Genomic DNA, 24,597 nt, shown 5'->3' on the forward strand with positions numbered 1-24,597 from the left:
ACAATCAAAACCGATTATACCGGTATCGAGAGAACTCACCGAGCGAATCCTGGTGAATTTCCATGAAGGATACAGAGCACACAGGACGGATTGCACGGCTCTCACGGCGACAGTACGTCCGCGGCGTCGCCGGCAGCGCTCTCGCCGTCGCTCTCGCGGGCTGCCAGGGCGACGGCGGCGACGGCGGTGACGGCGGTGCACAGCAACCAGAAGAGACGACGACCGAGAGCGAGGACACGGCGACAGACACCGACGACACAGCGGCCACGACCGACGGCTCGATCACGTTCGCACAGGCGAAATCGCCCGTAGAGTTCGACCCCATCGTCCTGAACGACGTGCCCTCCTCCGAGGTCGCGATGCTCGTCTTCGACTCGCTGTACACGTACGACGAGGGCACCAATCTCGTCCCACAGATCGCCGCCGACATGCCGGAGGTAGAGCGCGGAGCCCAGCGGTGGATCGTTCCGATACGGACCGACGCCACTTTCCAGAACGGCGACCCGGTCACGGCCGAGGACGTGGCCTACTCCTTCCAGGCCCCCGTCGAAGAGGAGACGGAGAACGCCGGGGAGTTCAACATGATCGATACCGTCGACGTCGTCGACGAATCGACCGTCCAGTTCGACCTGCAGTTCCAGTTCGGGGCATTCGACTCGTATCTCCCGTGGGAGATCGTCGACAAGTCTGTCCGCGAATCGGACAAGGACGCCTACAACACGTCCAGCCCCGTCGGAGCCGGCCCGTTCACGTTCGACGACTGGCAAGAGGGCGAGTACGTCCGCCTCAGCCGCTGGGACGACTACTGGGGAGAGCCACTCCCGAACCTCGCCGAGATCGAATTCGTCCCGGTCGAAGAGCCGACGACCCGGATCACGACGCTCCGAACCGGGGAGAACGACGTGGTCAAGAACATTCCGCCCGCCAACTGGGAGACCGTCGAGAACATGGGCGAGGCCAACATCGAGTCGGTCCTCGGGACGAGCTACTTCTATCTCGCCTTCAACTGTAACGAGGGACCCACCGCCGACCCCGAGGTGCGGGAGGCGATCGACTACGCCTTCTCGATGGACGACGCGGTCGGCCAGTACGTCGAACCGACCGGCGAGCGACAGTACGCACCGGTTCCCAGAGCGATCTCCGAAGACTGGGAGTTCCCCGTCGAGGAGTGGCAGCAGATCCCCCACGAGCCAGACGTTGACCAGGCCAAGTCGCTGCTCGACGACAACGACAACGTTCCGGACGACTGGCAGCCCCGGATCATCGTCCCGCCGGACGACAAGCGCGAACAGATCGGAGTCTCTGTCTCGAACGGGCTCAGCGAGGCCGGCTACGACGCGACGGTCCAGCGCCTCGACTGGGGGGCCTTCCTCGAACAGTACGTCACCGGCAGCACCGACGACTACAACATGTACACGCTGGGCTGGGCCGGCTCGCCGGATCCGGACACGTTCATGTACTTCCTGTTCGCCCACGACCAGATCGGCACGAACAACGGCACCTACTACCGCAACGAGTCGATGAACGAACAGATCATGAACGCCCGCCAGTCCAACGACGACGAACAGCGCCGCGAGTGGTACGTCGACGCCATCCAGACGGTGCTCGAAGACCGGGTCCATCTCCCGTCGTACAACATCAAGAACAGCTTCGGGGTTCGGAGCCACGTCTCGGACTTCCGGGCCCACCCCGTCGACCAGTTCAGCATCGTCTCGGCGTACAACAACGTCTCCGTCCAGTGATCGAGGAATGGGGCTCGTTCGCTACACCGTACGGCGACTGTTGCAGGCGATTCCGGTCCTGCTCGGCGTCGTGACGATCACGTTCGCGCTGGCCAACGCGATCCCCGGAGATCCGGTCCAGATCATGCTGGGACCGTCACCGAGCCAGAGCGAAATTGCGGCGATCCGGGCACGGTACGGGCTCGACCAGCCGCTGTGGGTGCGATACGTGAACTACGTCGCCGCCCTGCTGACCGGCGATCTCGGGACGAGCATCTACTACGACGTGGCCGTCACGAGGAAGATCGGCGAGCGGCTGCCGGCGACGGTCCTGTTGATGCTGTCCAGCTACGCGTTCGCGATCGCGACGGCGATTCCGCTGGGCGTCGTCTCGGCCAAGCGGCGCAACAGACTCACCGATCACGTCTCCCGGATCGTCTCGCTGATCGGCGTGTCGACCCCCTCGTTCTGGATCGGGCTCATGCTGATCCTGGTGTTCGGGTTCCACACGAACCTGCTCCCGACGACGAACCTCGTCATGCCGTGGGCCGATCCGGCGGGGATCCGGGGGGCGGAGACGCGCCTCGACGTGCTCGCGATGGCCGGCGAACACCTCCTCTTGCCGATGATCACGCTCGGAACGCTCCAGATGGCCGCGATCACCCGCATCGAACGCTCCGAGATGCTCGACGTGCTCACCGAGGAGTACGTCACGCTCGCGCGAGCCTACGGCATCTCCGAGCGGACGATCCTCCGGAAACACGCCTTCCGGAACGCACAGCTCCCGGTGATCACGATCATCGGCCTCCAGCTGTCGAGTGCCATCGGCGGTGCAGTGCTGACCGAAGTCGTCTTCGAGATCAACGGGATGGGACGACTCATCGTCGACTCGATCGCGCGCCAGGACTATCCGCTCATCATGGGGACGACCATCGTGTTCGCGTTCGTGTTCGTCGTCGGCGTCGTCGTCACCGACCTCTCCTACGCGTACGTGGACCCGCGGGTCTCCTACGGGGAGGCCGAGTGACGATGGCGACGATCGACGAATCCGACGGCCCGACGACGCGCGATGCCGTCGAAGAGCGGGACACGGAGCCCACGGAGATCGAAGCCCGCGTCGGCTGGCGGTACACGCTCTCGCAGATCCGAGCCGACCCGACGGCGATGACCGGGCTGGCCATCATCGCCGTCGTCACCGCGATGGCCACGTTCGCGACGATCGACGCCGTGCTGTTCGAGTTCCTCGCGGGCTATCGGCTCTTCGCACAGTTCGGCGTCGAGAAGTACTGGATCGCCAAGACGGTGTGGGTGAGTCCGGTCAGCGAGTCGGCCGCGACCCCGCGACTGCTCCCGCCGGTCGGGTTCGAGAACCAGTTCGGGGCCGGGAGCTGGGCCCACCCGCTCGGGACCGACGACCGGGGGCGGGACGTCCTGTTGCGACTCGTCTACGGATCGCGGATCGCGGTCACGGTCGGGCTGAGTGCGACAGTCGTCGGCTTCGCCAGTGGCACCGTCGTCGGTGCCGTGTCGGGTTACTACGGCGACTGGGTCGACGACGTGTTGATGCGGGCCGCCGAGACGCTGTTCGCGATCCCCTTCCTCGTGCTAGTGCTCGCCTTCATCGCCGTCTTCGGGCGCTCGCTGACGTTCATCGTCTTCGGCGTCGGAATCGCTTCGATCCCTACGTTCGCCCGACTGATCCGCTCGCGCGTCGTCAGCATCCGCGAAGAAGACTACATCGAGGCGGCGCGGGCCGCTGGCGTCCGAGACCGCGACATCATCTTCAGACACGTCATCCCGAACAGCTTCACGCCGGTGCTGGTACAGGCGACGCTCCAGGTCGGCACCGCGATCCTGATCGTCGCCGGCCTCTCCTTCCTCGGGTTCGGCGTCCAGCCGCCCACTCCCTCGTGGGGCCAGATGCTGGCGGTCTCGCGCAACTACATGATCCCGAACCCGTGGTTCAGCGTCTGGCCGGGGCTGGCGATCCTCGTCACGGTGGTCGGGTTCAACATCTTCGGCGACGGGCTGCGAGACGCTCTCGACCCGCGATTCAACAACTAGCCATGACACACCCACTGCTCCGCGTCGAGAACCTGCAGACGCACTTTTTCACCGAAGACGGCGTCGTCCGGGCGGTCGACGGCATCAGCTTCTCCGTCGAGGCCGGCGAGATCGTCGGCCTCGTCGGGGAGTCCGGAGCCGGCAAGAGCGTCGCGTCGGCGTCGCTGCTCCGACTGGTCGAAGAGCCCGGCCGGATCGTCGGCGGCCGCGTCGCGTTCGACGGTGAGACGCTGTTCGAGATCCAGACCGACCGCGACGGGGACCCCGTGCTCGACGACGACGGACGACCCGTCGAAACGGAGGACTCGCTGTCCCGACGAGAGATGCGCACCCGCATCCGGGGCCGGGAGATCGCGATCATCTTCCAGGACCCCATGGAGTCGCTCAACCCCGTCTACACCGTCGGGGGCCAGCTCCGGGAGTTCATCGAGGTCAACCGCGATCTGGGCAAGCAGGCGGCAAAGCGGGAGGCGATCGAGATGCTCCGCGAGGTGGGCATCCCGGAGGCGGCGGCCCGGTACGACGACTACCCGCACCAGTTCTCGGGCGGGATGCGCCAGCGCGTGTTGATCGCGATGGCGCTGGCCTGCGAGCCGTCGCTGATCGTCGCCGACGAGCCCACGACCGCGCTGGACGTGACCGTCGAGGGCCAGATCCTCGAACTGGTCGCCGACCTCCAGGAGAAGTACGGCACCGCGTTCGTCTGGGTCACCCACGACATGGGCGTCGTCGCGGAGATCTGCGACCGCGTGAACGTGATGTACCTCGGCGAGATCGTCGAGCAGGCCGGCGTCGACGAGCTGTTTCACGACACGAGACATCCGTACACCGAGGCGCTGTTGCGCTCGATCCCGCGCCCGGATCGCACCGTCGAGGAACTGGACCCCATCGCGGGCGTCATGCCCGAGGCCATCGACCCGCCGAGTGGCTGTCGCTTCCACACGCGCTGTCCCGAGGCTCGCGAGGCGTGTACGCAGGTCGATCCCGACTGTCGCGTGCTGGTAGACGGTACCCACCCCCACCGGTCGGCCTGTCTCAAACACGACGTGTTCGACGGCGTCGGCTACGAGACGAGCCCGCCCCTCGACAACGAGACACGCAGCGGCGTCGACGTGACGCTGACCGGCGACGGCGGCCGGCCCCGAGGTGAGAGCGATGAGTGACACCGAGCGCCAGACCGAGACGGAGCCGACCGCCACGTCCCGCGACGATCCCCTCTTGCGGGTCGAAGGGCTGACCAAGCACTTCCCCAACGACGAGGGGTTCCTCTCGTGGTTGCAGTTGCGACCGGGCGACGGCGACGGACTGGTCGACCTCGGCCGAGAGTGGGTCCGGGCCGTCGAGGACGTGTCCTTCGAGATCTACGAGGGCGAGACGCTCGGGCTGGTCGGCGAATCCGGGTGTGGAAAGAGTACGCTCGCGCGGACGATCCTCCGGTTGATCGAGCCGACCGACGGCTCGGTGTACTTCCGGGGCGAGGACCTCGCCGCCATGGCCGGGGAGACGCTCCGACGGAACCGCCGGGACATCCAGATGATCTTTCAGGACCCACAGTCGTCGCTGGACCCGCGCATGAAGGTGGGCAAGATCGTCGAGGAGCCGATGCGCGCCCACGGGATGTACGACGAGTCCGGGCGGGAGGCGCGTGCCCGCGAACTCCTGGGGAAGGTCGGCCTCGATCCACAGCACTACAACCGGTACCCACACGCGTTCTCGGGCGGCCAGCGCCAGCGCATCAACCTCGCACGGGCGCTGTCGGTCAACCCCGACTTTATCGTCTGTGACGAGCCAGTCTCGGCGCTCGACGTGTCCATCCAGGCGCAGGTGCTCAACACGATGCGGGACCTCCAGGAAGAGTTCGGCCTCACCTACCTCTTTATCGCGCACGACCTGAGCGTCATCCGCCACATCTCCGACCGGGTCGCGGTGATGTACCTCGGGCAACTGGTGGAACTCGCCGAGAAAGAAGAGCTGTTCGAGAACCCACAGCACCCCTACACGCGGGCGCTGCTGGAGTCGATTCCCGTGCCCGACCCCCGCGTCGAAGGGACCAGAGGCGTCCTCGAAGGCGACGTCCCCAGCCCGATCGAACCGCCGAGTGGCTGTCGCTTCCGGACGCGCTGTCCGGAGCTGATCGCACCGTCGACCTTCGAGCTGACCGACGAGGAGTGGGCACAGGTGCGGCAGTTCACGCGCTCGGTCAAGCGCCACAGCTTCGAGCTGGCCGGAGCAAACGCCATCCGCGCGGAGTTTTTCGGCTCGCGGCTCCCCGACGGTGAGGCCGGCCGGATCGTCTCACGCGCGATCGACCTGCTCGTCGACGACCGCTGGGACGAAGCCGCCGACCTCCTGACAGCGTCGTTCACGGACCCCAGTATCTGCGCCCGAGAACGGCCACGCTACGAGGTGCCAGCAGAGTACGGGAGCGGTCGTCACGTCGCCGAGTGCCACCGACACCGGGAGGACGAGCGCAGTCGATGATCACCAGTCGACCGACAGCGTCCCGTCGCCCTCGGGGTCGGGAGCGACCTCCTCGTCGGTCCGGCGGTCGACCACGTGGATGACGCCCACGTCTTTCTTGGCCGGACACACCTCGGCGGCACGGATCTCGTCGTCGACCTCGTCCTCGCCGACGAAGTACACCTTCGGTGCGGCGATCCCGGTGTCGAGGTTCAGGTCCCAGTTGTGCGAGACCTCGGCGCACTTGCCCGCGCCGATGCACTTGTTGGCCTCGAAGATGATCTTGTAGGGCTTGTCCTCGACCGGCGGCGCGTCGGTCCCGCCCATCTGGCTCGGGTCGACCGGAGCGTCTTCGTCTGCCATATCGGACGAACGCGGGCTGGACAGTTAAGCCCGACTCTTCCCGCAGGACGCTACTGCCCGACGCCGGCCGCGTTGCCGAGTCGGCGCAGCGTCGACCCGTGAAAGCCCAGGCTCAACAGGAGGGCGGCGGCCGCAAGCGCCGACAGCACGAAGTACATCGACTGGACGCCCACGAGGTCCATCACGTTCCCGGCACCCAGTTGTCCCAGCGCGCGCCCGGTCCCGATCCCGAACGCCGAGAGCACTGCCTGTCCCGTCGAGGTCAGTTCGTCGGGCGAGAAGCGGTGGGCGAACTCGACGACGGCGAGGTTGTACAGCGCCAGTCCGACGCCGAGCACGAGCTGGACCGCCATGATCGCCGTCGGCGTTCCCACGGCGGCGTAGACGAGGTAACAGCCCGCAAAGAGGGCGGCACCGAGCGAGAGCTGCGTGCGGTTGGCGAGCCCGATCTTGGCCATCGAGAGGAAGATGACGGCCTCGCCGACGGTCTTGACCATCCAGGCGGTGCCGGTGAGGCTGTCCGGCGCGCCGATCGCCCGGACGTACACCGAGAAGTAGGCGCTGCCCGAGGAACTGGCCCCGCCCAGCAGCACCGCGACGCCGAGCAAGAGCAGGAATCGTCGGTTGCGCAGGAGCTTGACGGCCTCGCGTCGGAGATCCGGCGTCAGGTCGGCGTCGGCGTCGGGCACGCTGCGGACGATCAAGACGAGCACGACCATCCCGACCGCGTAGATGTAGAAGACGATCTCCGTCGCGAACCGCGAGAGCAGCCACCCGATGACGAGACTCCCCAGCCCGAACGCGATCGAGCCAAAGGCACGGACCTGTCCGTAGTCGACGCCACGAGAGAGGATCATCGCGTTGGTGATCGGGACGATCGGTGACCGCACCGTCGAGAGCAGCGCCGTCGCGAGCACGAGCAAGAGGAAGGGATCGGGGACGCGCCCGGCCAGCGGGAAGGCGAGAATGGCCACGCTCGACACGCCGGCCGCGATCAACAGGACCGGCTTGGAGGCCGCGAAGCGATCGGCCACTCCGCCCCAGATCGGCTGGGCGATCATCCCGCCGACGACGAGCAGCGCACCCAACAGCCCCATCTGCCCCCCAGTCAGTCCGAGCTCCTCGAAGTAGGCGTTCCGAAAGACGATGAAGCCGTTCGAGGAGGCGAAGAAGACGAAATACAGCAACTGATAGCCGCGCTTGTCCCCGAGCATGGGCAACACTCTCGATTCCTCCTACTTCAAGCCACGGATACGATACTACAGCCGTTGTTAATCGCGGAGAGTGGCCGGCGACAGCACCCGGTAGCGCCCTTCAGTCCCGCGCTGTCGAACGACGTGAGACGAACAGTTGCCGTTGGTCTCTCGTCACCGTCGACAGCGCGAGACGCGTCGGACGGTTCTTCACAGACGTACAGCCGGCAGTATCAGTCGTGGATCTCGACGCCGTCGATCGTGATCGGCGTCGTCGGTCCGTCGTGCATGTCCGTGTCGGCGTTGCCGATCGCTTCGACGACATCCATGCCGTCCGCGACCTCGCCGAAGACGGCGTGCTTGTCGTCGAGGTGTGGCTGGGCGTCGAGGGTGATGAAGAACTGCGAGCCGTTCGTGTTCGGACCGCTGTTGGCCATCGAGAGCTTGCCGGCCTCGTCGTGGCGCAGTTCGTCGTGGAACTCGTCGTCGAACTGGTAGCCGGGGCCGCCCCGTCCGGTGCCGGTCGGATCGCCGGTCTGGACCATGAAGTCCTCGATGACGCGGTGGAACTCGACGCCCTCGTACAGCGAGTCGCCGCGGATCTCGCCGCTCTCGGGGTCTTCCCACGTCGTCGTGTCCGGTGCCGGCTCGGCGTCGGCCGCCGGATCGTGCTCGGCCAGTCCGAGGAAGTTCTCGACCGTACGGGGTGCGCGCTCGTCGTACAGTTCCAGTTCGATGTCGCCCTTCGAGGTCTCCAGCGTGACGCGTGTCATATCCAGTCAGTAGAGAGGACCCGGCAAAACCCTGATGGTCGACGCTGCCCACCGCTACTACAGTAGCCATTGAAAGTCAATGCACACCCGATCGCACGGCAGCAGTGTGATCGGTGTGTGACTCGTTTCAATTGTTACTATAGTCGTCGCCCCGGAGGCGTGTGATTGTCTCCCCTCCAACGAACCGAGGTACGTCGATCACGTACTGTTCGTAGACGTCACCGTACTGTTCGGAGAGCCACGGTTCCTCGGCGAAGGGAAAGCTCACCCACAGCGCCAGATACAGCCCGCACAACACTACCACCAGCGGTGCGTCGGTGACCAGCGGGAAGCCGATCGTTGCCAGAATGTACCCGACGTACTGTGGATTCCGAGAGAGGCGATAGACTCCCTCAGTCTGTAGCTCCTCGTTCATACCCCGTGTCTGCTCGACGCCGAGGGTCCGGGTCGCCACTAGCACGACGAGGAAGCCGGCGACCAGGAGGGCCCCACCGAGGAGTCGCGTCCACGGAGGCAGTCCGAGCGCGTCGAACTGGAGAATCCCCAGGACGAGGAGCGAGCCGTTTAAAACGTGTGAAAGCCCCCAGAAAGTGTAGTACTGCCAGTCGCGACTGCCGAGTGGGTAGTACGAAACCGTGCCAGAAATGCTCGCCAGGACCCCGGTGAGGTTCACGGCTCCCGCGAGTGCTCCCAGGCCGAAAACGAGCCACTCGAACGGTTGAATTACGACCATCGTTTTGAAATGAACGACAGATAACTGTGTAAGCTTTTCTGATAACTGGCAATCGAGTGTCTCTCACAGCCTCGCCGTCACCTGCTCGCCGCTGACGACTTCGGGTACGATCACCTCGTCGGCACCCGCACGACGGGCCAGCGCTTCGTCCATCCGACTGCCGGCCCGAACCACCAGCTCGACGGTGGGCGCGAGCTGACTCGCGGCGATGGCGATCTGGACGTTCGCGCTCGTGTCGTCGATAGCGCCGATCACGGTCCGAGACCGTTCGACGCCAGCGTCGGTCAGCGTCTCGTCCTGTCGGGCGTCGCCGCTGACTGCGAGGTGCCCGTCGTCGATCGCTCGCTCGAACTGTTCGTCTTCCTGTTCGACGACGACGACGTCGCGGTCGCGCTCTTGCAACCCCGCGGCGACGGTCTGTCCGAAGGTCCCGTAGCCACAGACGACGACGTGGTCGTCGAGTTCCTCGATCGTCTGTTCGATTTGCATCTGTCGAAGTTCCTCCTGAATCTGGCCGCCGAACGTCGCCGACAGCAGCGTCTCGCCGATCCACAGTCCCGCCACCACGAGTCCGGAGAGCACGACGATGGCGTACGCTTTGACCAGTCTGACCGGGCCGTCGTGGGACTGGAAGTGCAACTCGATGCTGGTCGGATCGAGGAGCCAGAACAGTGCGTCGACGACGCCGACGCCCGCGAGGACGCTGAACCCTACGACGCCCGCGACGACGACGGCGACGAACCCGAAGACCGGCCGGATCATCCGACGCAGGAGCGCCCGTCGCAGAACACCTCTGAGGAGCGTCCCGAGCACCGTCAACACCGCACCTCCGGACCGGGCTGTGGTGGATCGATACGACGCGGTACGACTATCATGTGGGTATGTGACACACCCTGTCTCGGAAGAACGAATGGTTATTGATACCACTTCTCATTAAACAGTATAGAGACATTAAATCCGAGTCTCGACATCGGGACGGGTACCGGGCCAGTAGCACGGGCAGGCGACGTGGCCCGCTACAGCGACGCCACGACGAACTCGGTGCTGGAGCCGAGCGGATCGTCTGCGCTCGTCGTTCGGAGGTCGTCGAAACCCGCGTCCCGAAGCTGTTCTCGTGTCCGCTCTCGCCCCGGTGCTGCGAAGAACATCTCGCCGCCCATCCAGCCGCGCCGAACCGTCTCGAAGCGGCCACCGGGCAGCGTCATCAGGACGCTGCCGCCCGGCTCCAGTACCCGAGCGAACTCCCGGTAGACTGTCGGCTGTTCGTCGCGTGGGACGTGAAAGACCGCGTAGTAGGCCGTAATTCCGTCGACGGCGTCGTCGGCGACCGGCAGCGCGGTCATGTCCCCCTGCAAGAGGCGGGCCCCGGGAACCGTCTCGGCTGCGAGTTCGAGTCCACGTCTGGAGAAGTCCACTCCCAGGCTACCGGCCGGCAGGTTCGCCAGCGTCCGGGCACCGTCGCCACAGCCCGCGTCGAGGACGAGCGGGTCGGGCGGTAACTCGTCGAGGAACTCCCCGATCAGTGCCGCGTCGGAACCGCCAGGATCACGCTGGCGAGCGTACGTCTCGGCGACTTCCTCCCATGCCGCGCGGACGTCGTTACGATCCATACCGCCCCTTGGGGCTCGTCCCCAAAGAGTGCTCCCCGGCCAGTCAGATCCGACGGTATTTCCGCCCGGCGGCCAAGGAGTCGTATGGTCGATACGGCCACGGATGCACACACGGCAGCCGTCGACGCGGTCGCGGGCCGGCGCTACGAGCGTGCCGGCGACGAGTACACGCGAGCGGCACGAGCGAGACTCGCTCGTCCCCACGAGGGACACCATCCCTTCGAGGCCGACGAGAACGGCTGGATCGGCGTGGGACTACGATACCTCGCGACCGCCGCGGTCGCCTACCGCGTCGCTGGAGCCGACGAACGGGCGACCCACCGCTGTGTCGAGGGTGTCGCTGTCTCCCGGGACCTCGAACACGTCCTCGAACACCCGGTACAGCGGGCCTGCCTCGCCGAGTTCGTCGCCGACTACCGGGTCGTGGGCGACGTGGGAGACGCACAGGCGGCGTACGCGGACGCGGTCGACGCCTACGAGGTGGTCGACGTGGAGTCGCCACAGCGGTGGGCGACGACACCGCTTTTCGAGGCCGCGGCGGCGACGATCAAACAGGTCGCTCGCGGGCTCGACGACGGGGAAATCGCGATCACGTGGGAGGATCTCCACGGGGCCGATCCGAACGAGCCCGGCCCGTTTCTCGCTCACCGAGCGCAGTTCAAGCGCCAGCGCTTCCGGTCGCTGGTGGCACGTGCCGTCGACGACGGCACTCTCGCCGCGAGCCGCGGCACGACGGAGTACAACAACGCGAACTTCAGGTGTCCGGAGTGTGGCTCGACGGACGTAAACTGGGTCGCCGACCGCACGCTCTGCATGCGGTGTTCGACACCGATGGAGCGCTCTAGTCGGTGAAGAAGTCGACGAGAGCCTCGTTGACCCGCTCCGGCGCGTCGAACTGGACCCAGTGGCTCGCGTCGGGAATTCGCTCGACTGCGATGTCCGACGCCCACTCGTCGAGTCCCTCGGTCAGTTCGAGATCGAGCGCGAAGTCTTGCTCACCCCACAGCAGCAGCGTCGGCACGTCGACGCTGCGGTCGGGCTCCTCGCCGCCGGTCAGCATCGACCGCGCTCGCTGGCGGCCGAGCGCCCGGTAGTAGTTGACCGCCGCCGTCAGCGCGCCCGGCGTCGCGAGCGCGGACTTGTAGCGCTCGACGTCCGCGTCGGTGAACGCGTCGGGCCGGACTGTATCGCCCAGAATCGACTCGACGGCGGCGTAGTCGTTCAGTCGGAACCCCAACTCGGGGAGGACGGGCAACTGGAAGTAGAAGACGTACCAGGACTTCGCGATCTGGGTGGGCGAGGAGCGAAGCAGCCGCTCGTATCTGGTCGGGTGGGGCGCGTTCAGAACGGCCAGCCGATCGACGACATCGGGACGGTCGCTGCCGACGTGCCAGGCGATCAGGCCGCCCCAGTCGTGGCCGACGACGTGGGCTCGCTCGCGGCCGCAGTGCTCGATCAGCCCGGCGACGTCGGCGACCAGTTCGTCGACTCGATAGTCGCCGACGTTCGGTGGCTTCTCCGAGCGGTTGTAGCCGCGCAGATCGGGCGCGACGACCCGGTAGCCGGCGTCGGCCAGCGACGGGAGCTGATTGTGCCAGGAGTACCAGAACTCCGGGAAGCCGTGGAGCAAGACCACGAGGTCGCCGTCGGCGGGGCCGGCGGTCACGTAGTGCAGGCCGATCCCGTTGACCGTCGCGCGTTCGTGTGTCACCGCCTGCTCGTCGAACGTGGGTGTCTGAGATGTCATCTGAGAGCGTCGGTCTGGCGGTGTCGTCAGTACGAACGGAGGTCTTCGAGGACCGCGGCGGCGCTGCCGTCGCCGATGGCGGCGCGGGCTTCGGCCAGGCCGTCGTCGAGACTCGACACGTCCTCGCGTGCGTAGATTCGCAGTGCGGCGTTGAGTTCGACGGCGTCGGCGAAGGCGTCCTCGCGGTCGCCGGCGACGACTTCCTCGGTGATCGTCGCCGAGTCGCCGGCCACGTCCTCGACTTCGAGGTCCTCGCCCTGGATGTCCATCCCGTACTCGGAGGTGCGGATCTCGTAGTCGAGGATGCCGTCCTCGTCGGCCTCGGCGTCGTCGGAGGGCCACTCGGCGACGACGGTCGCGCCGGGGCGGATGTCGTCGTACCCCTCCATCCCCTGGAAGAACAGCGCGCGGTCGGCGGGGTTGCGCTGGGACTTCGTGAGCGTCTTGACCATCCGCTTGGCGAACGCGAGGTGGTAGAAGCTCCCGAGGTGGACGCTCGCGTCGGCCGGATTCGCCAGCGTCTCGACGGTGTTGACGTAGGTCCGCACGCCCATCATGTCCCGCCGGTCGAAGAGGTCGTCGACGCCGGGGTTGAACTCGGGCTGGTAGTAGAAGCCAAAGCCAACGTCGTCGACCAGATCGGCGCTCTCGCCGGGCGAGAGGTCCGTCGTCGCGCCGAGTTCGTCCAGCACGTGCTTGTAGGCGTCGAGCTTCTGGGTCGGCACGCGATCGCCCGAGTGGACGACGACGGGCGTGCCAGCGGCGGCGGCGACGACCCCGGCAGCGACGCCGAGGATGGCGGAGGTGTGCTTGCCGTCGTAGTTGGCCCCGCAGTCGACGGGGTCGGCACTGGGTGCCTCGACCTCGACGCTCTCCTCGCGCATCACGTCGACGAAGGCCGCCAGCTCCTCGGGCGTGTTTCGCTTCCAGCGATTCGCCAGCCAGAACGCGCCCAGCGTCGTCTCGTCGGGCTCGCTGTCGAGGATCCGCTGGAACGCCTCGCGGGCCTGTTCGCGGGTCATGTCTTCGGCGGACTTGTGCCCGGAGCCGACGACCTCGGTCATCAGACGCTTGAGCGGCCACTCCCCGTACTCGCTGGTCGCTTGTGACATGCGAACAGGTTCGGCCGCGACCGGCTAAAGCCCCCCGGTTTCCCACCGAGATTGCCGGTCGAGTACCCACAAATCTGGGGGATAGGGTGGAGAGACAGTCGAAAAGGATACACCACCACACTCCCTAGCCGTGGTGATGAGTCTCCAGTCGGGCGACTGGCGCGAGCGCATCGACGACGTGGACGCCACGCTCATCGACGGCTTCCAGAGCGGGTTCCCCGTCGAGGAGCGTCCCTTCGAAACCGTCGGCGAGGAGTTGGGGATCGACGCCGACGACGCACTCGAACGCGTCCGACGGCTGCTCGACGCGGGCGTCTTCCGCCGGTTCGGCCCGGTGTTGAACCCGCCCGTCATCGGGTCGTCGGCGCTGGCGGCCATCTCGGCACCCGACGAGCGCTTCGACGAGTGTGCCGAGATCGTCAACGGCTACGACCAGGTCAACCACAACTACGCCCGCGACCACGAGTGGAACATGTGGTTCGTCGTCACTGCCAGCACCCGCGAGCGCCGCGACGAGATCCTCGCGGAGATCGAGTCCCGGACCGACTGCTCGGTGCTCGTACTCCCGATGTTGACCGACTACTACATCGACCTGGAGTTTCCCGTCGTCAACACGGATCGCTTCGCCCGCGAGAGCCTGCAGTCGACCGACGTGAGTGCGACCCGGATCAGCGAGTCGGCGGCCGCAGACCTGACGCCACTGGCCCGCCGGCTCCTGCTCGCGATCCAGGAGGGGATGCCGCTGTCGGCGACGCCGTACCGGGAGCTGGCTGCGAGCGTCGACGCGCCGGTCGAGGACGTGCTGGCGACGATCGAGCGCCTGCGCGAGGACGGCTGTATCAAACGAATCGGCTGTGTCGTCAACCACGTCGCGACCGGCTTCGACAGCAACTGCATGGTCGTCTGGAACGTGCCCGACGACGAACTCGACGAGCGCGGGCGGACGGTCGGCGAACTGCCATACGTGACGCTGTGTTACCACCGCCCGCGGCGACCGGAACAGGACTGGCCGTACAACCTCTTTACGATGATCCACGGGCGGGAGAGCGACGCCGTCGACGCGAAGATCGACGAGCTGGCGAGCGATTACCTGCCCGACGACCACGAGCGGCTCTACTCAACGGCGACGCTGAAACAGACCGGGGCGCGGTACGACGATCTCGTCGGGAACTAACTTACGGCGTCATCGACGAGGGGGCAAACTCCCAGACGGCGGCCGGTCCCCGGAACGCTTTTGCGTTAGTTGGTTCATAGTACACCTAGTCAGATGGCCGTGAGCGAGCGTGCGACTGTGCTGATCGTCGACGACGAGCCCGACGTGGCAGACGCCTACGCAGCCCAGCTGCGCGGTCAGTACGACATCCAGACGGTCTACAGCGGCGAGGCCGCGCTGGACGCACTCGACCCCGAGATCGACGTGGTGTTGCTCGATCGACGGATGCCGGACATCTCCGGCGACGCCATCCTCGAACGGATCCGTGAGCGCGACCTGCCGGCGCGGGTAGCGATGGTGACCGCGGTCGATCCCGACTTCGACATCATCGACATGCCCTTCGACGACTACGTCGTCAAGCCAGTCAGCCGCGACGACCTCTTCGAGACGATCGAGCGGCTCCAGAGCTGTGCGGCCTACCAGAACCACCTGCGGGAGTACTACGCGCTCACCTCGAAGTTCGCTGCGCTCAAAGCGTCCAAACGAGAGGCGGAACTCCAGTCGAGCGACGAGTTCCAGGAGCTCAAAGATCGGATCGAGGACCACCAGGCCGAACTCGACGAGATCGTCGACCGCTTCGACGAGCACGATTACGAGGCGATCTTCCGCGACGTGGGCGGTCGTGCAGAGCTGTCGCTGGACGAGTGATCGACCCACTCACACTGTGACCCCGCTTTTTCGGGGGTTCCGAAAGCACTAACCGAAGTTGTTCCCTAGGACGGGTCGATGAGCCAGCAACTGCCGGACGTTCAGGCGTCGAGCCCGGACGTCACCGTCGGCCTCAACCGCGTCGGCGTCACCGGCGTCGAGAAGCTCGTGAAGATCGACCGGGCCGACCAGCGCCCGATCGTGCTGATGGCGACGTTCGAAGTGTTCGTCGATCTCCCCTCGTGGCGCAAGGGCGCGGACATGAGCCGCAACATGGAAGTCATCGACGAGACGCTCGAAGCGGCGGTCCGCGACGAGGTCTCGGGTGTCGAAGCGGTCTGCGGTGAGGCGGCCGAACGCCTCCTGGACAAGCACGACTACACGACCAACGCCGAGGTGCGCATGGAAGCCGAGTACGTCACCCGCGAGGAGACGCCGGCCTCCGAACGGCCCACCCAGTCGACGGCCGACATCGTCGCGTCGGCGACCGCCGACGAGGACGGGACTCGCGAGGAGATCGGAGCCCGCGTCACCGGGATGACAGTCTGTCCCTGCTCGCAGGGGATGTCGGCCGCCCGCGCTCGCGAGACGCTGCGGGGCCTCGACGTCGACGACGAGACCATCGACTCGTTCCTCGAAGAGGTCCCCCAGCCGGGCCACTCCCAGCGGGGCCACGCGACACTGACCATCGAGAGCGAGGGCGCGCCCGACGTGGACCTGCTCGACGTGATCGAGGTCGCCCGCGAGTCGATGAGCGCGCGCATCTACAACCTCGCCAAGCGCCCCGACGAGGACCACATGACCTACGAGTCACACAAGAACGCCAAGTTCGTCGAGGACTGCGTGCGCTCGATGGCAGAGGGGGTCGTCGACCGCTTCGATCATCTCCCTGCAGACGCCGTCGTGACGATGAAACAGTCAAACGACGAGTCGATCCACCAGCACAACGCTCACGCCGAGCGGGTGGCGACGTTCGGCGACCTCGAAGCGGAACTGGCCGACGACTGAGGCGTCAGTCGCCGACGATCTCTCGGGCCCGCTGCCAGCGTGGCTCGAACTCCGCGTAGATCTCGTCCGCGAACTCCGGATCTTTCAGGTCGATGACGGCGAACGTCGACCCTCCGAGCGGGTGGGGAACCTCGATACAGACCTCGACGTCGTCGATCAGTTCGAACGTCGACGTGACCTCCTCCGTGGTGCGGTAGTGGTAGTTGTCGTACTGCTGGAGGCGTCGCTGGTAGGCCTCGCCCACGTCTGCCGGGACTGCCTCGACGAACGAGGGCGGCAGGAGCATGTACACCTCGACGCCGCGCTGGAGGGCACTCTCCAGTTCGTCGACCAGCCGGTCGGTCGCCTCGGTCAGGTCGAGTTGCCGGCCGGGCAGCGAGCCCACCATCACGATCCGCTCGTCGGCGGCCGAGAGCCGTTCGACCAGGAGGTCGACGGTCTCGGCAGGGCCGACGGCGGCGGTCCAGAACGGTTCCTCGACCGGCTCGGCGGATTCGAGTTGATTCGAGAGCTCGTCGACGATCTCCTCGTACTGCTTTGCCTTCTCGTCGAGCTGGCGTTTCTTGTCCTCCAGGAGTCGCTCCAGGGCGGTGTCGGGCTCGACCGGCGCGTACTTTTTGGGGCGACTGGCCGTCTGGCTGCGGACGAGGTTGTACGTCTCCAGACTGTTGAGCACGTCGTAGATGCGGCCCATCGGAACGTCACTGGCGCGTGACAACTCCTTCGCGGTTGTCGGTCCCGTGTCCAGCAGTGACCGGAAGGCGCGATCTTCGTACTCGGAGAGGCCGAGGTCTCTCAGATTCGCCATACCGACGACAGGACACGGACAGTCAAAAACGCATCGACAGTTTGCCCGCGTGTATCGTTTTTTCGAACGACGCCTACGCGTCGCCCGTCAGGACGGCTTCGAGCCCCGCCGGCTCCTCGGCCGTGCCGACCTGCTCGCCGCCTTCGAACAGGACCGCCTCGTCGCCGCCCACGTCGGGGACGACGACGGTCTCGTGGTCGGCCAGTCGGAGTGCGGCCCGGTGGAGGTCGCTCCCGGCTCGCGGGCCGACGCGGAGGACGGCGGGCGAGCGAAGCCGGGCGGCCGTGGCCGCGTAGTGTGCGACTTCGACGCCCATCCGGTCGGACGCACCGGCGAAGGCCGCGATGGCGTCGTGAGCGGCCGCCCGGTAACGCTCGTCGTCGGCGAGTGCGGCCAGATCGAGCAAGGCGTCGGCCAGCTCGACGGTCGCGTCGAGTGGGTACTGCGAACGCGAGCACAGACCCGGCCCGTCGGCCGGTCCGTCGCGAAACGCTCCGCTCTCGGTCTGGAGGTGTTCGATCGCCCAGTCGGCGATCGCTCTGGCGGGGCGGCCCTCGCCGAGCACCTGCCAGCTCGTCGTCAGCCCCTGCAGGACCCGCGCCTGGTCGAGGAGGAGTCCGGTCGGCCCCACGGCGTCGTCGGTCCGGTAGTGCGTGACCGCGCCGTTTTCGACGAGCGTCTCGGTGATCGTCTCGCGGGCGCGTTCGGCGTACCGGCGAGCCCGCTCGTCGTCGGTGTAGGCGGCGTACGTCGCCAGCGCGTCGATGGCCATCCCGTTCCGGTCGGCGAAGACCGTCTCGTCGACCTGGGGCGGGTCCGCCGAGGCCCGATCGCTGGCGTCCAGCCGGTGGTACGTGTCGTCGCCGGCCTGACTGGCGGCGAACGCGCCGCTGGTGTCCCCGCCAGTGTCGACCCACAGCTCCGTCGTCAGGTACTCGATGGCCCGCTCGGCGGTCTCGCGATAGGCCTCCTCCCCCGTGTACCGATAGCCGTGAGCGAACGCCCTGACGAGGCCGGCGTTCTCGTCGAGGAGCCGCTCGGTCCGCGCGTCCGACCACGTCCGGCCGTTCGCGTAGCGATAGAACCCGCCGTCGTCGGTGTCCCGGAGGTGCGTCTGAATCGCCTCAAGCGTCCGTGTCGCCTGGTCGCGAGCCCGCACCAGCGCGAACTCGACGGTCCGTGGCAACGGGAACTTCACGTCGGTGCCCCAGCCGCCGTACTCCTCGTCGTAGGCCGCGAGCAGCTGCTCGACCATCGCCTCCTCGATCCGTGCGGTCACCTCGCCAGCGGGCGGTGCCTCGGTCTGGAGCGAGCGCGGGACGGAGCCGGCAGCCTCCCCCTCCGTCTCCCACGTCTCGCGGACACTGTCGAGGATCCCGCGGAAGCCGTCGGGCCCGAGATACGTCGCCCCGGTCAGCACCGTCCCGTCGGGCGTGAGAAACACCGTCGAGGGAAACCCACCCATGATGTATCGCTCGCGCACCTCGGGGTGGCGGTCGCCGTCGACCCGGATCGGGACGAAGCCGTCGTTGACGTTGGCCGCGATCCGTGGCTCCGCGTACGTCTTGCGGTCCATCTCGCGACACTCGGGGCTCCAGGGCACCGTCAGCGCGAGCAAGATCGGCTTGCCGGCCTCCCGCGCCGCCTCGAAGGCCGCCGGCCCCCACTCGCGCCACTCGACTTTCGTCTCCGCTGCGAACTGATCCATACCCGGGTTACGGAGCCGACCGGCAAGAGACTTGCACTCTCGGATCAGCTCGGTCAACACGCCGTCCGGTGACGTCGGGGCACGCTCCCACCGGTCCGATACTCGAAAAGCGTTTGAGTCGCGGCCGGCAAGTGCGGGTATGCTCCGGGTCATCGCGGTGTTGCTGTTGATACCGCTGCTGGACGCACTCCTGCTCGTCGTCGCCGCAACGCAGTTCGACACGCTCTCTGCGGCCGTCGTCGTGTTGCTCGTCGTCGTCACCGCCCTCGTCGGGATGTTGCTGGTCCGTGCCGAGGGACGCCACACGCTGCGCCGGATCCAGGAGAAGCTGGCGACCGGTGAGGTACCGACCGACGAGCTGGTCGACGGCGGCTTCCTCGTCGCCGCGGGCGCGTTCTTCCTCACGCCCGGTTTCGTCACCGACCTCCTCGGCCTCCTGCTCGCGCTGCCGATCACGCGCGCGCCGATCCGCATGGCCGCCAAACGCTGGCTCATCACCCCCTACCTCGACGCCAAAGCTCAGGGATTCGTGAGCGGCAACGTCTACGTCGGCGGCTTCCCCGGCCAGGGCGACGCCGGCCCGGGTCCGAGCGGTCCGGCCGGCGGCCCCGACAGCGGCCCGAGCGACGGCCCCGGTACCGTCGGCTCGGAGGGCTCCCCTTCCGGTTTCGACCACGACAACGCCACCGACATCGACTTCGAGGAACGCGACGAGTGAGACTGCCGACCGCCGGTCTTCGACGGCCCCTCGCTACTCCGTGCCGGCGACGCTCGTGACACAGTGACAGCCGACGGGACGACGATGGGCGTGGTGTCAACCCACACTCCGCCCCCGAAAAGTAACGTTTAACAGTACCCCTCGGGTACACTCGGATGCACTCGCTCGGGCCGGTAGCTCAATCAGGTTGAGCGCTCGGCTGATAACCGGGAGGTTCGCGGTTCAAATCCGCGTCGGCCCATTCGTTTTTCACACGGTCGTTGGCCGATCGAGAATCGCAAGTACAGTCTTCGAGGCATTCAAGTTCTGGCGAGACGCTTCGTGAGCAGAAGCGTCGAAAATCCGAGTGGCACTGGAAGCCAGTTTCCCACCCTCCCCTCTGGCGATTTTCGTTAGCCGGAGGAGAAGGGCTGTGGGCCAGCGCGATCGTCGCCAGCGATCCCCACGACGACCCGCAGATGTCCGACGTACTCGATGCAGCGCTGACCCACCTCGTCGAGAGCGAGGACAACATTGACGACGCACCCGGGGAGCTGGACCCCGAGACAATCCAGCAGTTCAATACCAGTGTGATCGGGTTACGGTATCGGACGAGTGTCGAGAGCAAGTGGCGATAGCGTTTTGTGTGAGTGTAACGGATGTACAGGCGTATGTCAGAAGCCGACTCGAACGACAATGATCCCGAGATCGACCGGATCAATCTCCGAATCTCGCGGTCGTTCCTCGACGTGGTCGACGAGACGTGGCGCGAGCGTGGCTTCAACAGCAGAAGCGAGTTCATCCGCTACGCACTCCGTGATTCGGTGAATCATCCCGAGGGCGCGGGCGTGTGGAAGGACCTCGCTATCAGTGAAGCGCAATTCGACGAGGGTGACGGCATTTCGAGCGACGAGGTCAAAGCGAAGTATGGATCAGACGACGAGTGATGACGATTGGGACTGGGAATTCTCGCCGCGCGCTGAAAACCAGTTCTCGCAGTTGGGGAGCGATAGCCAACAGCGGATCATCGACAAGCTGGAGGAAGTCGTTTCCTCGGAGTGGCGCGACCCCGACGACTTTCTCGAACCGCTGACGGGTTCGCCGTTTCAGAAGCTCCGTGTCGGTGGGTATCGCCTCGGCTGTCGACTCTTGCACGAGTCGAAGATGCTCCGAGTCGAGAGCGTTCGGAAGCGTGAAGGCGCGTACAAGGGCGACGACGATTAGACTGGAGTCCCGCTTACGACTGGCAGCAATTCCTCAACAAGGCCAGCGCGATCGTCGCCAGCGACCCCCACGACGACCCACCGATGTCCGACGTACTCGATGCAGCGCTGACCCACCTCGTCGAGAGCGAGGCGAACGTCGACGACGCGCGGGCTCGGCGTGAGCTTCCGTCCGGTGTGGTCACGCGCGAGCAGTTGGTGGAGATCGCCGACGAAGTGGCCGGCGTCGCCCGGAAGGAAATCCAGGCGCTTTGGCAGGCGGCGCTGCTGGTCGAGGAGCGGGACCACAGCGAGATCGGGAGCGACGACGTGGCCGATTCCTACGAACGGGCGCAGCGGTACATTCTGGAGCAGAATCTGGGGTCGCTGCCGTTCCACCACCAGTTACTGTACGAACTGATTCGTGTGGGCGGTGGGCTGACGGCTGGGGAGTTGCACGAGCGGTACGAGGCGGTGGCCGACGACGTGTTCCGTGAGCGTGGGCTGACACCGATCTCGGAACGGTCGAGGCGGTTGAAGCTCTCGAAGCTGGAGGATTACGAGTTGATCGAGGTGGAGGGGGAGAATCGCCATCGAAGCTATACTGTGAGGGATGGAAATGTTAAGGCCCCGATTTCAGTGAATTTGGTCGTCTCCGGGTGAAAATCTATCGAGGGTGACAAGCGAGTTGCTAAAATATTCATCTTTCTCCGATCCTTGAATTCTCAATTAGTGCCAAGACCACATTCATTTGAGATGCACTTTTTTATGCCGCATGAAATATCCGTCTGATTTAATTACTTCCAGATGGAAACGATTAGTGATGGATACGATACAAGCAGCCCCCCTTCGAATATAGATACCGCATATGGGAACTCACCCGAGGACGCCATCGTTTCAGTAATACAACAACACCCGGCTTTTCATCCCGATAGTGAAAACAAATATCTCACTGATCGGCCAGAGTACGTGGGTGCAACGCCCTCATTCCTTAATGAGTTTGATTTAAATGATGAGTCAAACTCTGCGGGTGAAAAAAGTCCCAAAGTGACTATCGACTGGGGATACTTTACTGGAAACTATGTGTACATATCAATCCAGAATATCTGGCTTGATTTGATGTACGATGATGGCGATAGAGCAGAAGTAAAATTCACTGCATCGATTGCCATTCCAGAAAGCCTTCTTGAATCTAGTAACACGGCGCCTACCGGAGTATATCAGTGGGAAGCTGAACGAATTAGTACAGAGCCAAAGTCTTTCTAATACGCTTTGAGCAAACGCGGAGATAATGCTGAGTGAATCCTCCCGGAAATCTAGCACCTTTTTAACCCGAATCCACCCCTCGACCTATCTGTATGCAGGACAGCATGGAGGTCTACAGTGGCGAGGAGGTGACTGTAGAGCACATGAAGACCCCTCCGGCGACGGCACACGCTTCGCACCACGGAGTCCCCGGCGTCGCTCGTCCGCGTCACGCCCAGAAGCTCACCGGCGACACGGACGGCCCGCGGCCCACGTCGAGCGTCGCGGAAAAGACACGGCTGTCCCTCTCGGCAGGATCGGCGGCCGACGCCGGCCTCGGCGTGGTCCAGGCGGTCGACGCTGGCGGCTGACGACGCTGTCGAGTGGGAACGCCGGTCACAGCGTCACGCGAACACTTATACTCGGATCTGACAAAGACGAGAGCGGATGATCCGGCTCGGAACGGGGCTGCTGTCGACCGCCGACGGCCAGTCGAGACTGCTCGTCGGCTCCGAGCCGGTGTCGCTGCTGCTGGTGTTGACCGCCGCAGTCGTCGGGATGGGCGTCGCGTTCCTGGTGTGGCTCCACCGGGATCGTCCCGGTGCGCCGCCGCTGGCCGTGTTCGTCACCACGGCCAGCCTGTGGTCGATGGCCGAAGGGCTAGAGCTTGCGGCCGCCGGGTTCGGAGAGATGCGTGCGCTCGCACAGGCGGAGTTGATCCTCTCGACGGTCATCCCGCTGGCCTGGCTGGTGACCGTGCTCGAATACACCGGCAGAGCGGAGTGGCTCACCCGTCGTCGGCTGGCGGGGCTGCTGGTAGAGCCGCTGCTCGTTACGGTCCTCGTCGTGACGGCACGTCGCCACGCGCTGGTCTGGCAGTCGACGGGAACGACCGTCTTCGGGAACACGAGCGTCTTCGCACCGACCTACGGAATCGCCTTCTGGGCACATCTGGCGTACTCGCTGGCGCTGGTCGTCGGCGGCGGCGTGTTGCTCGGGCGTCTCCTCGTTCGGTCGAATCGCCTCCACCGCTGGCAGAGCACTGCGCTGCTGGGCGCGATTGCCGTCCCGATGATCGTCCACGCGCTGTTCGTCCTCGACGCCCTCGACGTCGTCACCTCGGGGTTCGACCCGTCGAGCCTTGGCTACGTCGCCGCCGGCATCGTCCTCGCGGTGGGCATACTCCAGCGCGAACTGTTCGACATCGGGCCGGTGACCAGAGAGATCGGTCGCGAAGTCGTCCTCGCCGAGATGAACGATCGGGTGTTGATCCTCGACGGCGAGGGTCGGATCGTCGACGCCAACCGTGCGGCCGAGACGCTGTTCGAGGGATCGCGCGACGACGTGCTCGGGAACACACTCGCGACGGTGCTCCCCGATCTGGCCACAGCGCTGCCCGACACACCCACGGAGGGGCGGCTCGAACTGCCCCTGGAGAGCGAGGGGGAAGTCAGGTACTACGACGTTCGCATTGCCGGACTGTCCCGCGCCTACGGCGTCCTCTCGGGGCAGGTCGTCAGCCTCCGCGACGTGACCGAGCGCCGACAGCGAGAGCAGCAACTCGACGTGCTCAACCGGCTCCTGCGGCACAATCTCCGCAACGACCTGAACGTCGTTCGGGGGAACGCCGAGCTGCTCGGAGCGGCCGTCTCGGGTGAAGAACACGACCGGATCGACCGGATCACGTCGACGACCGACGATCTCGTGGCGACCAGCGACAAGATCGGTCAGATCGCCGACGCGGTCGAACGCGACGAGCGATCGCCGATCGAGTTGTGCTCAGAGCTCGACGCCGTGGTTCGCGACGTTGAACCACGGTTTCCGGACGGAACGGTCACCGTCGACTGTCCCGAACCGCTCACCGTCACGGCCGGTTCGTCGCTGTGGACCGCGCTCGAAGAACTCCTCGATAACGCCCTCCGCCACGGTGGCGACGCACCGACCGTCACGGTGCGCGTCGCCGAGAACGTCGCCGATCGACAGGTCCGTCTCGACGTGATCGACGACGGGCCAGGGATCGACGAGGCTGAGATCGGTGCGGTGACCAGCGGCGAGGAGACGGCGCTGCACCACGCGTCCGGGGTCGGACTCTGGCTCGTGACGTGGGTCGTGCGTGGCTACGGCGGCACGATCGACTTCGCCGTCGAGGACGGGACGACCGTCACCGTCCGACTGCCGCGGGCCGACGACGAGACGCGTGGTGTGACCGAATCGCGGTGATCCCACGGACTTTTGTCCGGTCGCACTGTCGCGAACCCATGGGCTACCACATCGTCGACCCGGCCGACCTCG

Annotated in this window: 27 protein-coding genes and 1 tRNA gene; 18 read left to right on the forward strand and 10 right to left on the reverse strand. The window is 65.7% G+C overall.

Annotation, left to right across the window (positions count from 1 at the left end; genetic code table 11):
- The first annotated feature begins 62 nt into the window (after positions 1-62).
- The 5 genes from ACAH01_RS12910 to ACAH01_RS12930 are packed head-to-tail and all read left to right on the forward strand — an operon-like array spanning position 63 to position 6,266.
- Positions 63-1,742: an ABC transporter substrate-binding protein gene (locus ACAH01_RS12910; protein ID WP_372479461.1), complete on the forward strand. Its 1,680-nt coding sequence runs from the start codon at positions 63-65 to the stop codon at positions 1,740-1,742.
- A 7-nt stretch (positions 1,743-1,749) separates the two neighbouring features.
- Positions 1,750-2,748: an ABC transporter permease gene (locus ACAH01_RS12915; protein WP_170093669.1), complete on the forward strand. Its 999-nt coding sequence runs from the start codon at positions 1,750-1,752 to the stop codon at positions 2,746-2,748.
- A 2-nt stretch (positions 2,749-2,750) separates the two neighbouring features.
- Positions 2,751-3,785 (forward strand): ABC transporter permease, encoded by a 1,035-nt coding sequence (locus ACAH01_RS12920; RefSeq protein ID WP_170093668.1) that lies wholly within the window; start codon positions 2,751-2,753, stop codon positions 3,783-3,785.
- A 2-nt stretch (positions 3,786-3,787) separates the two neighbouring features.
- Positions 3,788-4,948 carry an ABC transporter ATP-binding protein gene (locus tag ACAH01_RS12925; protein WP_372479462.1) on the forward strand — a complete coding sequence of 387 codons (1,161 nt, stop codon included), beginning with the start codon at positions 3,788-3,790 and terminating at the stop codon, positions 4,946-4,948.
- A complete protein-coding gene (locus ACAH01_RS12930; protein ID WP_372479463.1) occupies positions 4,941-6,266 on the forward strand; it encodes an ABC transporter ATP-binding protein in 1,326 nt (441 codons plus the stop codon). The genes ACAH01_RS12925 and ACAH01_RS12930 overlap by 8 nt, the downstream gene beginning before the upstream one ends.
- On the opposite strand, the gene ACAH01_RS12935 is transcribed toward ACAH01_RS12930, so the two are convergent.
- The 6 genes from ACAH01_RS12935 to ACAH01_RS12960 all read right to left on the reverse strand — a co-directional run bounded on the left by ACAH01_RS12935 (position 6,267) and on the right by ACAH01_RS12960 (position 10,917).
- Positions 6,267-6,608 carry a ferredoxin gene (locus tag ACAH01_RS12935; protein WP_170093665.1) on the reverse strand — a complete coding sequence of 114 codons (342 nt, stop codon included), beginning with the start codon at positions 6,606-6,608 and terminating at the stop codon, positions 6,267-6,269. It lies immediately after the preceding gene.
- A gap of 50 nt (positions 6,609-6,658) precedes the next feature.
- Positions 6,659-7,822, reverse strand: a complete 1,164-nt coding sequence (locus tag ACAH01_RS12940; protein ID WP_170093664.1) for an MFS transporter — start codon at positions 7,820-7,822, stop codon at positions 6,659-6,661.
- Between the two features lie 212 nt (positions 7,823-8,034).
- A complete protein-coding gene (locus tag ACAH01_RS12945) occupies positions 8,035-8,574 on the reverse strand; it encodes a peptidylprolyl isomerase (protein ID WP_372479464.1) in 540 nt (179 codons plus the stop codon).
- A gap of 127 nt (positions 8,575-8,701) precedes the next feature.
- A complete protein-coding gene (locus ACAH01_RS12950; RefSeq protein WP_372479465.1) occupies positions 8,702-9,307 on the reverse strand; it encodes an isoprenylcysteine carboxylmethyltransferase family protein in 606 nt (201 codons plus the stop codon).
- 63 nt (positions 9,308-9,370) lie between these two features.
- Positions 9,371-10,069, reverse strand: a complete 699-nt coding sequence (locus tag ACAH01_RS12955; protein ID WP_372480808.1) for an NAD-binding protein — start codon at positions 10,067-10,069, stop codon at positions 9,371-9,373.
- A gap of 254 nt (positions 10,070-10,323) precedes the next feature.
- Positions 10,324-10,917: a class I SAM-dependent methyltransferase gene (locus ACAH01_RS12960; RefSeq protein WP_372479466.1), complete on the reverse strand. Its 594-nt coding sequence runs from the start codon at positions 10,915-10,917 to the stop codon at positions 10,324-10,326.
- Positions 10,918-11,001: 84 nt separating this feature from the next.
- On the opposite strand from ACAH01_RS12960, the gene ACAH01_RS12965 reads away from it, so the two are divergent.
- Entirely contained in the window at positions 11,002-11,769 is a 768-nt protein-coding gene (locus ACAH01_RS12965; RefSeq protein ID WP_170093659.1) for a hypothetical protein, read from the forward strand.
- On the opposite strand, the gene ACAH01_RS12970 is transcribed toward ACAH01_RS12965, so the two are convergent.
- Positions 11,759-12,664, reverse strand: a complete 906-nt coding sequence (locus tag ACAH01_RS12970; protein WP_208628717.1) for an alpha/beta fold hydrolase — start codon at positions 12,662-12,664, stop codon at positions 11,759-11,761. The genes ACAH01_RS12965 and ACAH01_RS12970 overlap by 11 nt on opposite strands.
- Before the next feature lie 26 nt (positions 12,665-12,690).
- A complete protein-coding gene (locus ACAH01_RS12975; RefSeq protein ID WP_372479468.1) occupies positions 12,691-13,776 on the reverse strand; it encodes an anthranilate phosphoribosyltransferase in 1,086 nt (361 codons plus the stop codon).
- Between the two features lie 136 nt (positions 13,777-13,912).
- Between ACAH01_RS12975 and ACAH01_RS12980 the strand changes: the two genes are divergently transcribed.
- The 3 genes from ACAH01_RS12980 (at position 13,913) to mptA (ending at position 16,645) form a co-directional block, all read left to right on the forward strand.
- On the forward strand, positions 13,913-14,950 hold the full coding sequence (locus tag ACAH01_RS12980) for an Lrp/AsnC family transcriptional regulator (RefSeq protein ID WP_372479469.1): 1,038 nt from the start codon (positions 13,913-13,915) through the stop codon (positions 14,948-14,950).
- A gap of 93 nt (positions 14,951-15,043) precedes the next feature.
- Positions 15,044-15,637, forward strand: a complete 594-nt coding sequence (locus ACAH01_RS12985; protein ID WP_153552637.1) for a HalX domain-containing protein — start codon at positions 15,044-15,046, stop codon at positions 15,635-15,637.
- A 78-nt stretch (positions 15,638-15,715) separates the two neighbouring features.
- Positions 15,716-16,645 (forward strand): GTP cyclohydrolase MptA, encoded by a 930-nt coding sequence (mptA, locus tag ACAH01_RS12990; protein WP_208628721.1) that lies wholly within the window; start codon positions 15,716-15,718, stop codon positions 16,643-16,645.
- Positions 16,646-16,649: 4 nt separating this feature from the next.
- Here mptA and ACAH01_RS12995 read toward each other — a convergent pair whose 3' ends face one another.
- Positions 16,650-17,453, reverse strand: a complete 804-nt coding sequence (locus tag ACAH01_RS12995) for a TrmB family transcriptional regulator (RefSeq protein ID WP_170093654.1) — start codon at positions 17,451-17,453, stop codon at positions 16,650-16,652.
- 73 nt (positions 17,454-17,526) lie between these two features.
- Positions 17,527-19,161 carry a DUF255 domain-containing protein gene (locus ACAH01_RS13000; protein ID WP_372479470.1) on the reverse strand — a complete coding sequence of 545 codons (1,635 nt, stop codon included), beginning with the start codon at positions 19,159-19,161 and terminating at the stop codon, positions 17,527-17,529.
- A 139-nt stretch (positions 19,162-19,300) separates the two neighbouring features.
- Here ACAH01_RS13000 and ACAH01_RS13005 point away from each other — a divergent pair, with 139 nt between their 5' ends.
- The 9 genes from ACAH01_RS13005 to ACAH01_RS13045 all read left to right on the forward strand — a co-directional run bounded on the left by ACAH01_RS13005 (position 19,301) and on the right by ACAH01_RS13045 (position 24,525).
- The gene (locus ACAH01_RS13005) at positions 19,301-19,879 is read left to right on the forward strand and encodes an FxsA family protein (RefSeq protein ID WP_372479471.1); all 579 of its coding nucleotides are present in this window, start codon (positions 19,301-19,303) and stop codon (positions 19,877-19,879) included.
- A 167-nt stretch (positions 19,880-20,046) separates the two neighbouring features.
- Positions 20,047-20,120, forward strand: a tRNA-Ile gene (locus tag ACAH01_RS13010).
- A 217-nt stretch (positions 20,121-20,337) separates the two neighbouring features.
- Positions 20,338-20,496, forward strand: a complete 159-nt coding sequence (locus ACAH01_RS13015) for a hypothetical protein (protein WP_240936952.1) — start codon at positions 20,338-20,340, stop codon at positions 20,494-20,496.
- Between the two features lie 33 nt (positions 20,497-20,529).
- Positions 20,530-20,805 (forward strand): ribbon-helix-helix domain-containing protein, encoded by a 276-nt coding sequence (locus tag ACAH01_RS13020; RefSeq protein ID WP_170093651.1) that lies wholly within the window; start codon positions 20,530-20,532, stop codon positions 20,803-20,805.
- On the forward strand, positions 20,786-21,082 hold the full coding sequence (locus tag ACAH01_RS13025) for a type II toxin-antitoxin system RelE/ParE family toxin (RefSeq protein ID WP_170093650.1): 297 nt from the start codon (positions 20,786-20,788) through the stop codon (positions 21,080-21,082). Before ACAH01_RS13020 ends, ACAH01_RS13025 begins: the two co-directional genes overlap by 20 nt.
- An 83-nt stretch (positions 21,083-21,165) precedes the next feature.
- Positions 21,166-21,723, forward strand: coding sequence for a hypothetical protein (locus ACAH01_RS13030; protein ID WP_372479473.1), 558 nt, complete (start codon positions 21,166-21,168; stop codon positions 21,721-21,723).
- A gap of 144 nt (positions 21,724-21,867) precedes the next feature.
- Positions 21,868-22,326 (forward strand): hypothetical protein, encoded by a 459-nt coding sequence (locus tag ACAH01_RS13035; RefSeq protein WP_372479474.1) that lies wholly within the window; start codon positions 21,868-21,870, stop codon positions 22,324-22,326.
- Positions 22,327-22,418: 92 nt separating this feature from the next.
- Positions 22,419-22,676: a hypothetical protein gene (locus ACAH01_RS13040; RefSeq protein ID WP_372479475.1), complete on the forward strand. Its 258-nt coding sequence runs from the start codon at positions 22,419-22,421 to the stop codon at positions 22,674-22,676.
- Positions 22,677-22,752: 76 nt separating this feature from the next.
- Positions 22,753-24,525: a histidine kinase N-terminal 7TM domain-containing protein gene (locus ACAH01_RS13045; RefSeq protein ID WP_372479477.1), complete on the forward strand. Its 1,773-nt coding sequence runs from the start codon at positions 22,753-22,755 to the stop codon at positions 24,523-24,525.
- The last annotated feature ends 72 nt before the right edge of the window (positions 24,526-24,597 follow it).

This window comes from Halomicrobium sp. HM KBTZ05 (assembly GCF_041530035.1).
Taxonomy (GTDB): domain Archaea; phylum Halobacteriota; class Halobacteria; order Halobacteriales; family Haloarculaceae; genus Halomicrobium.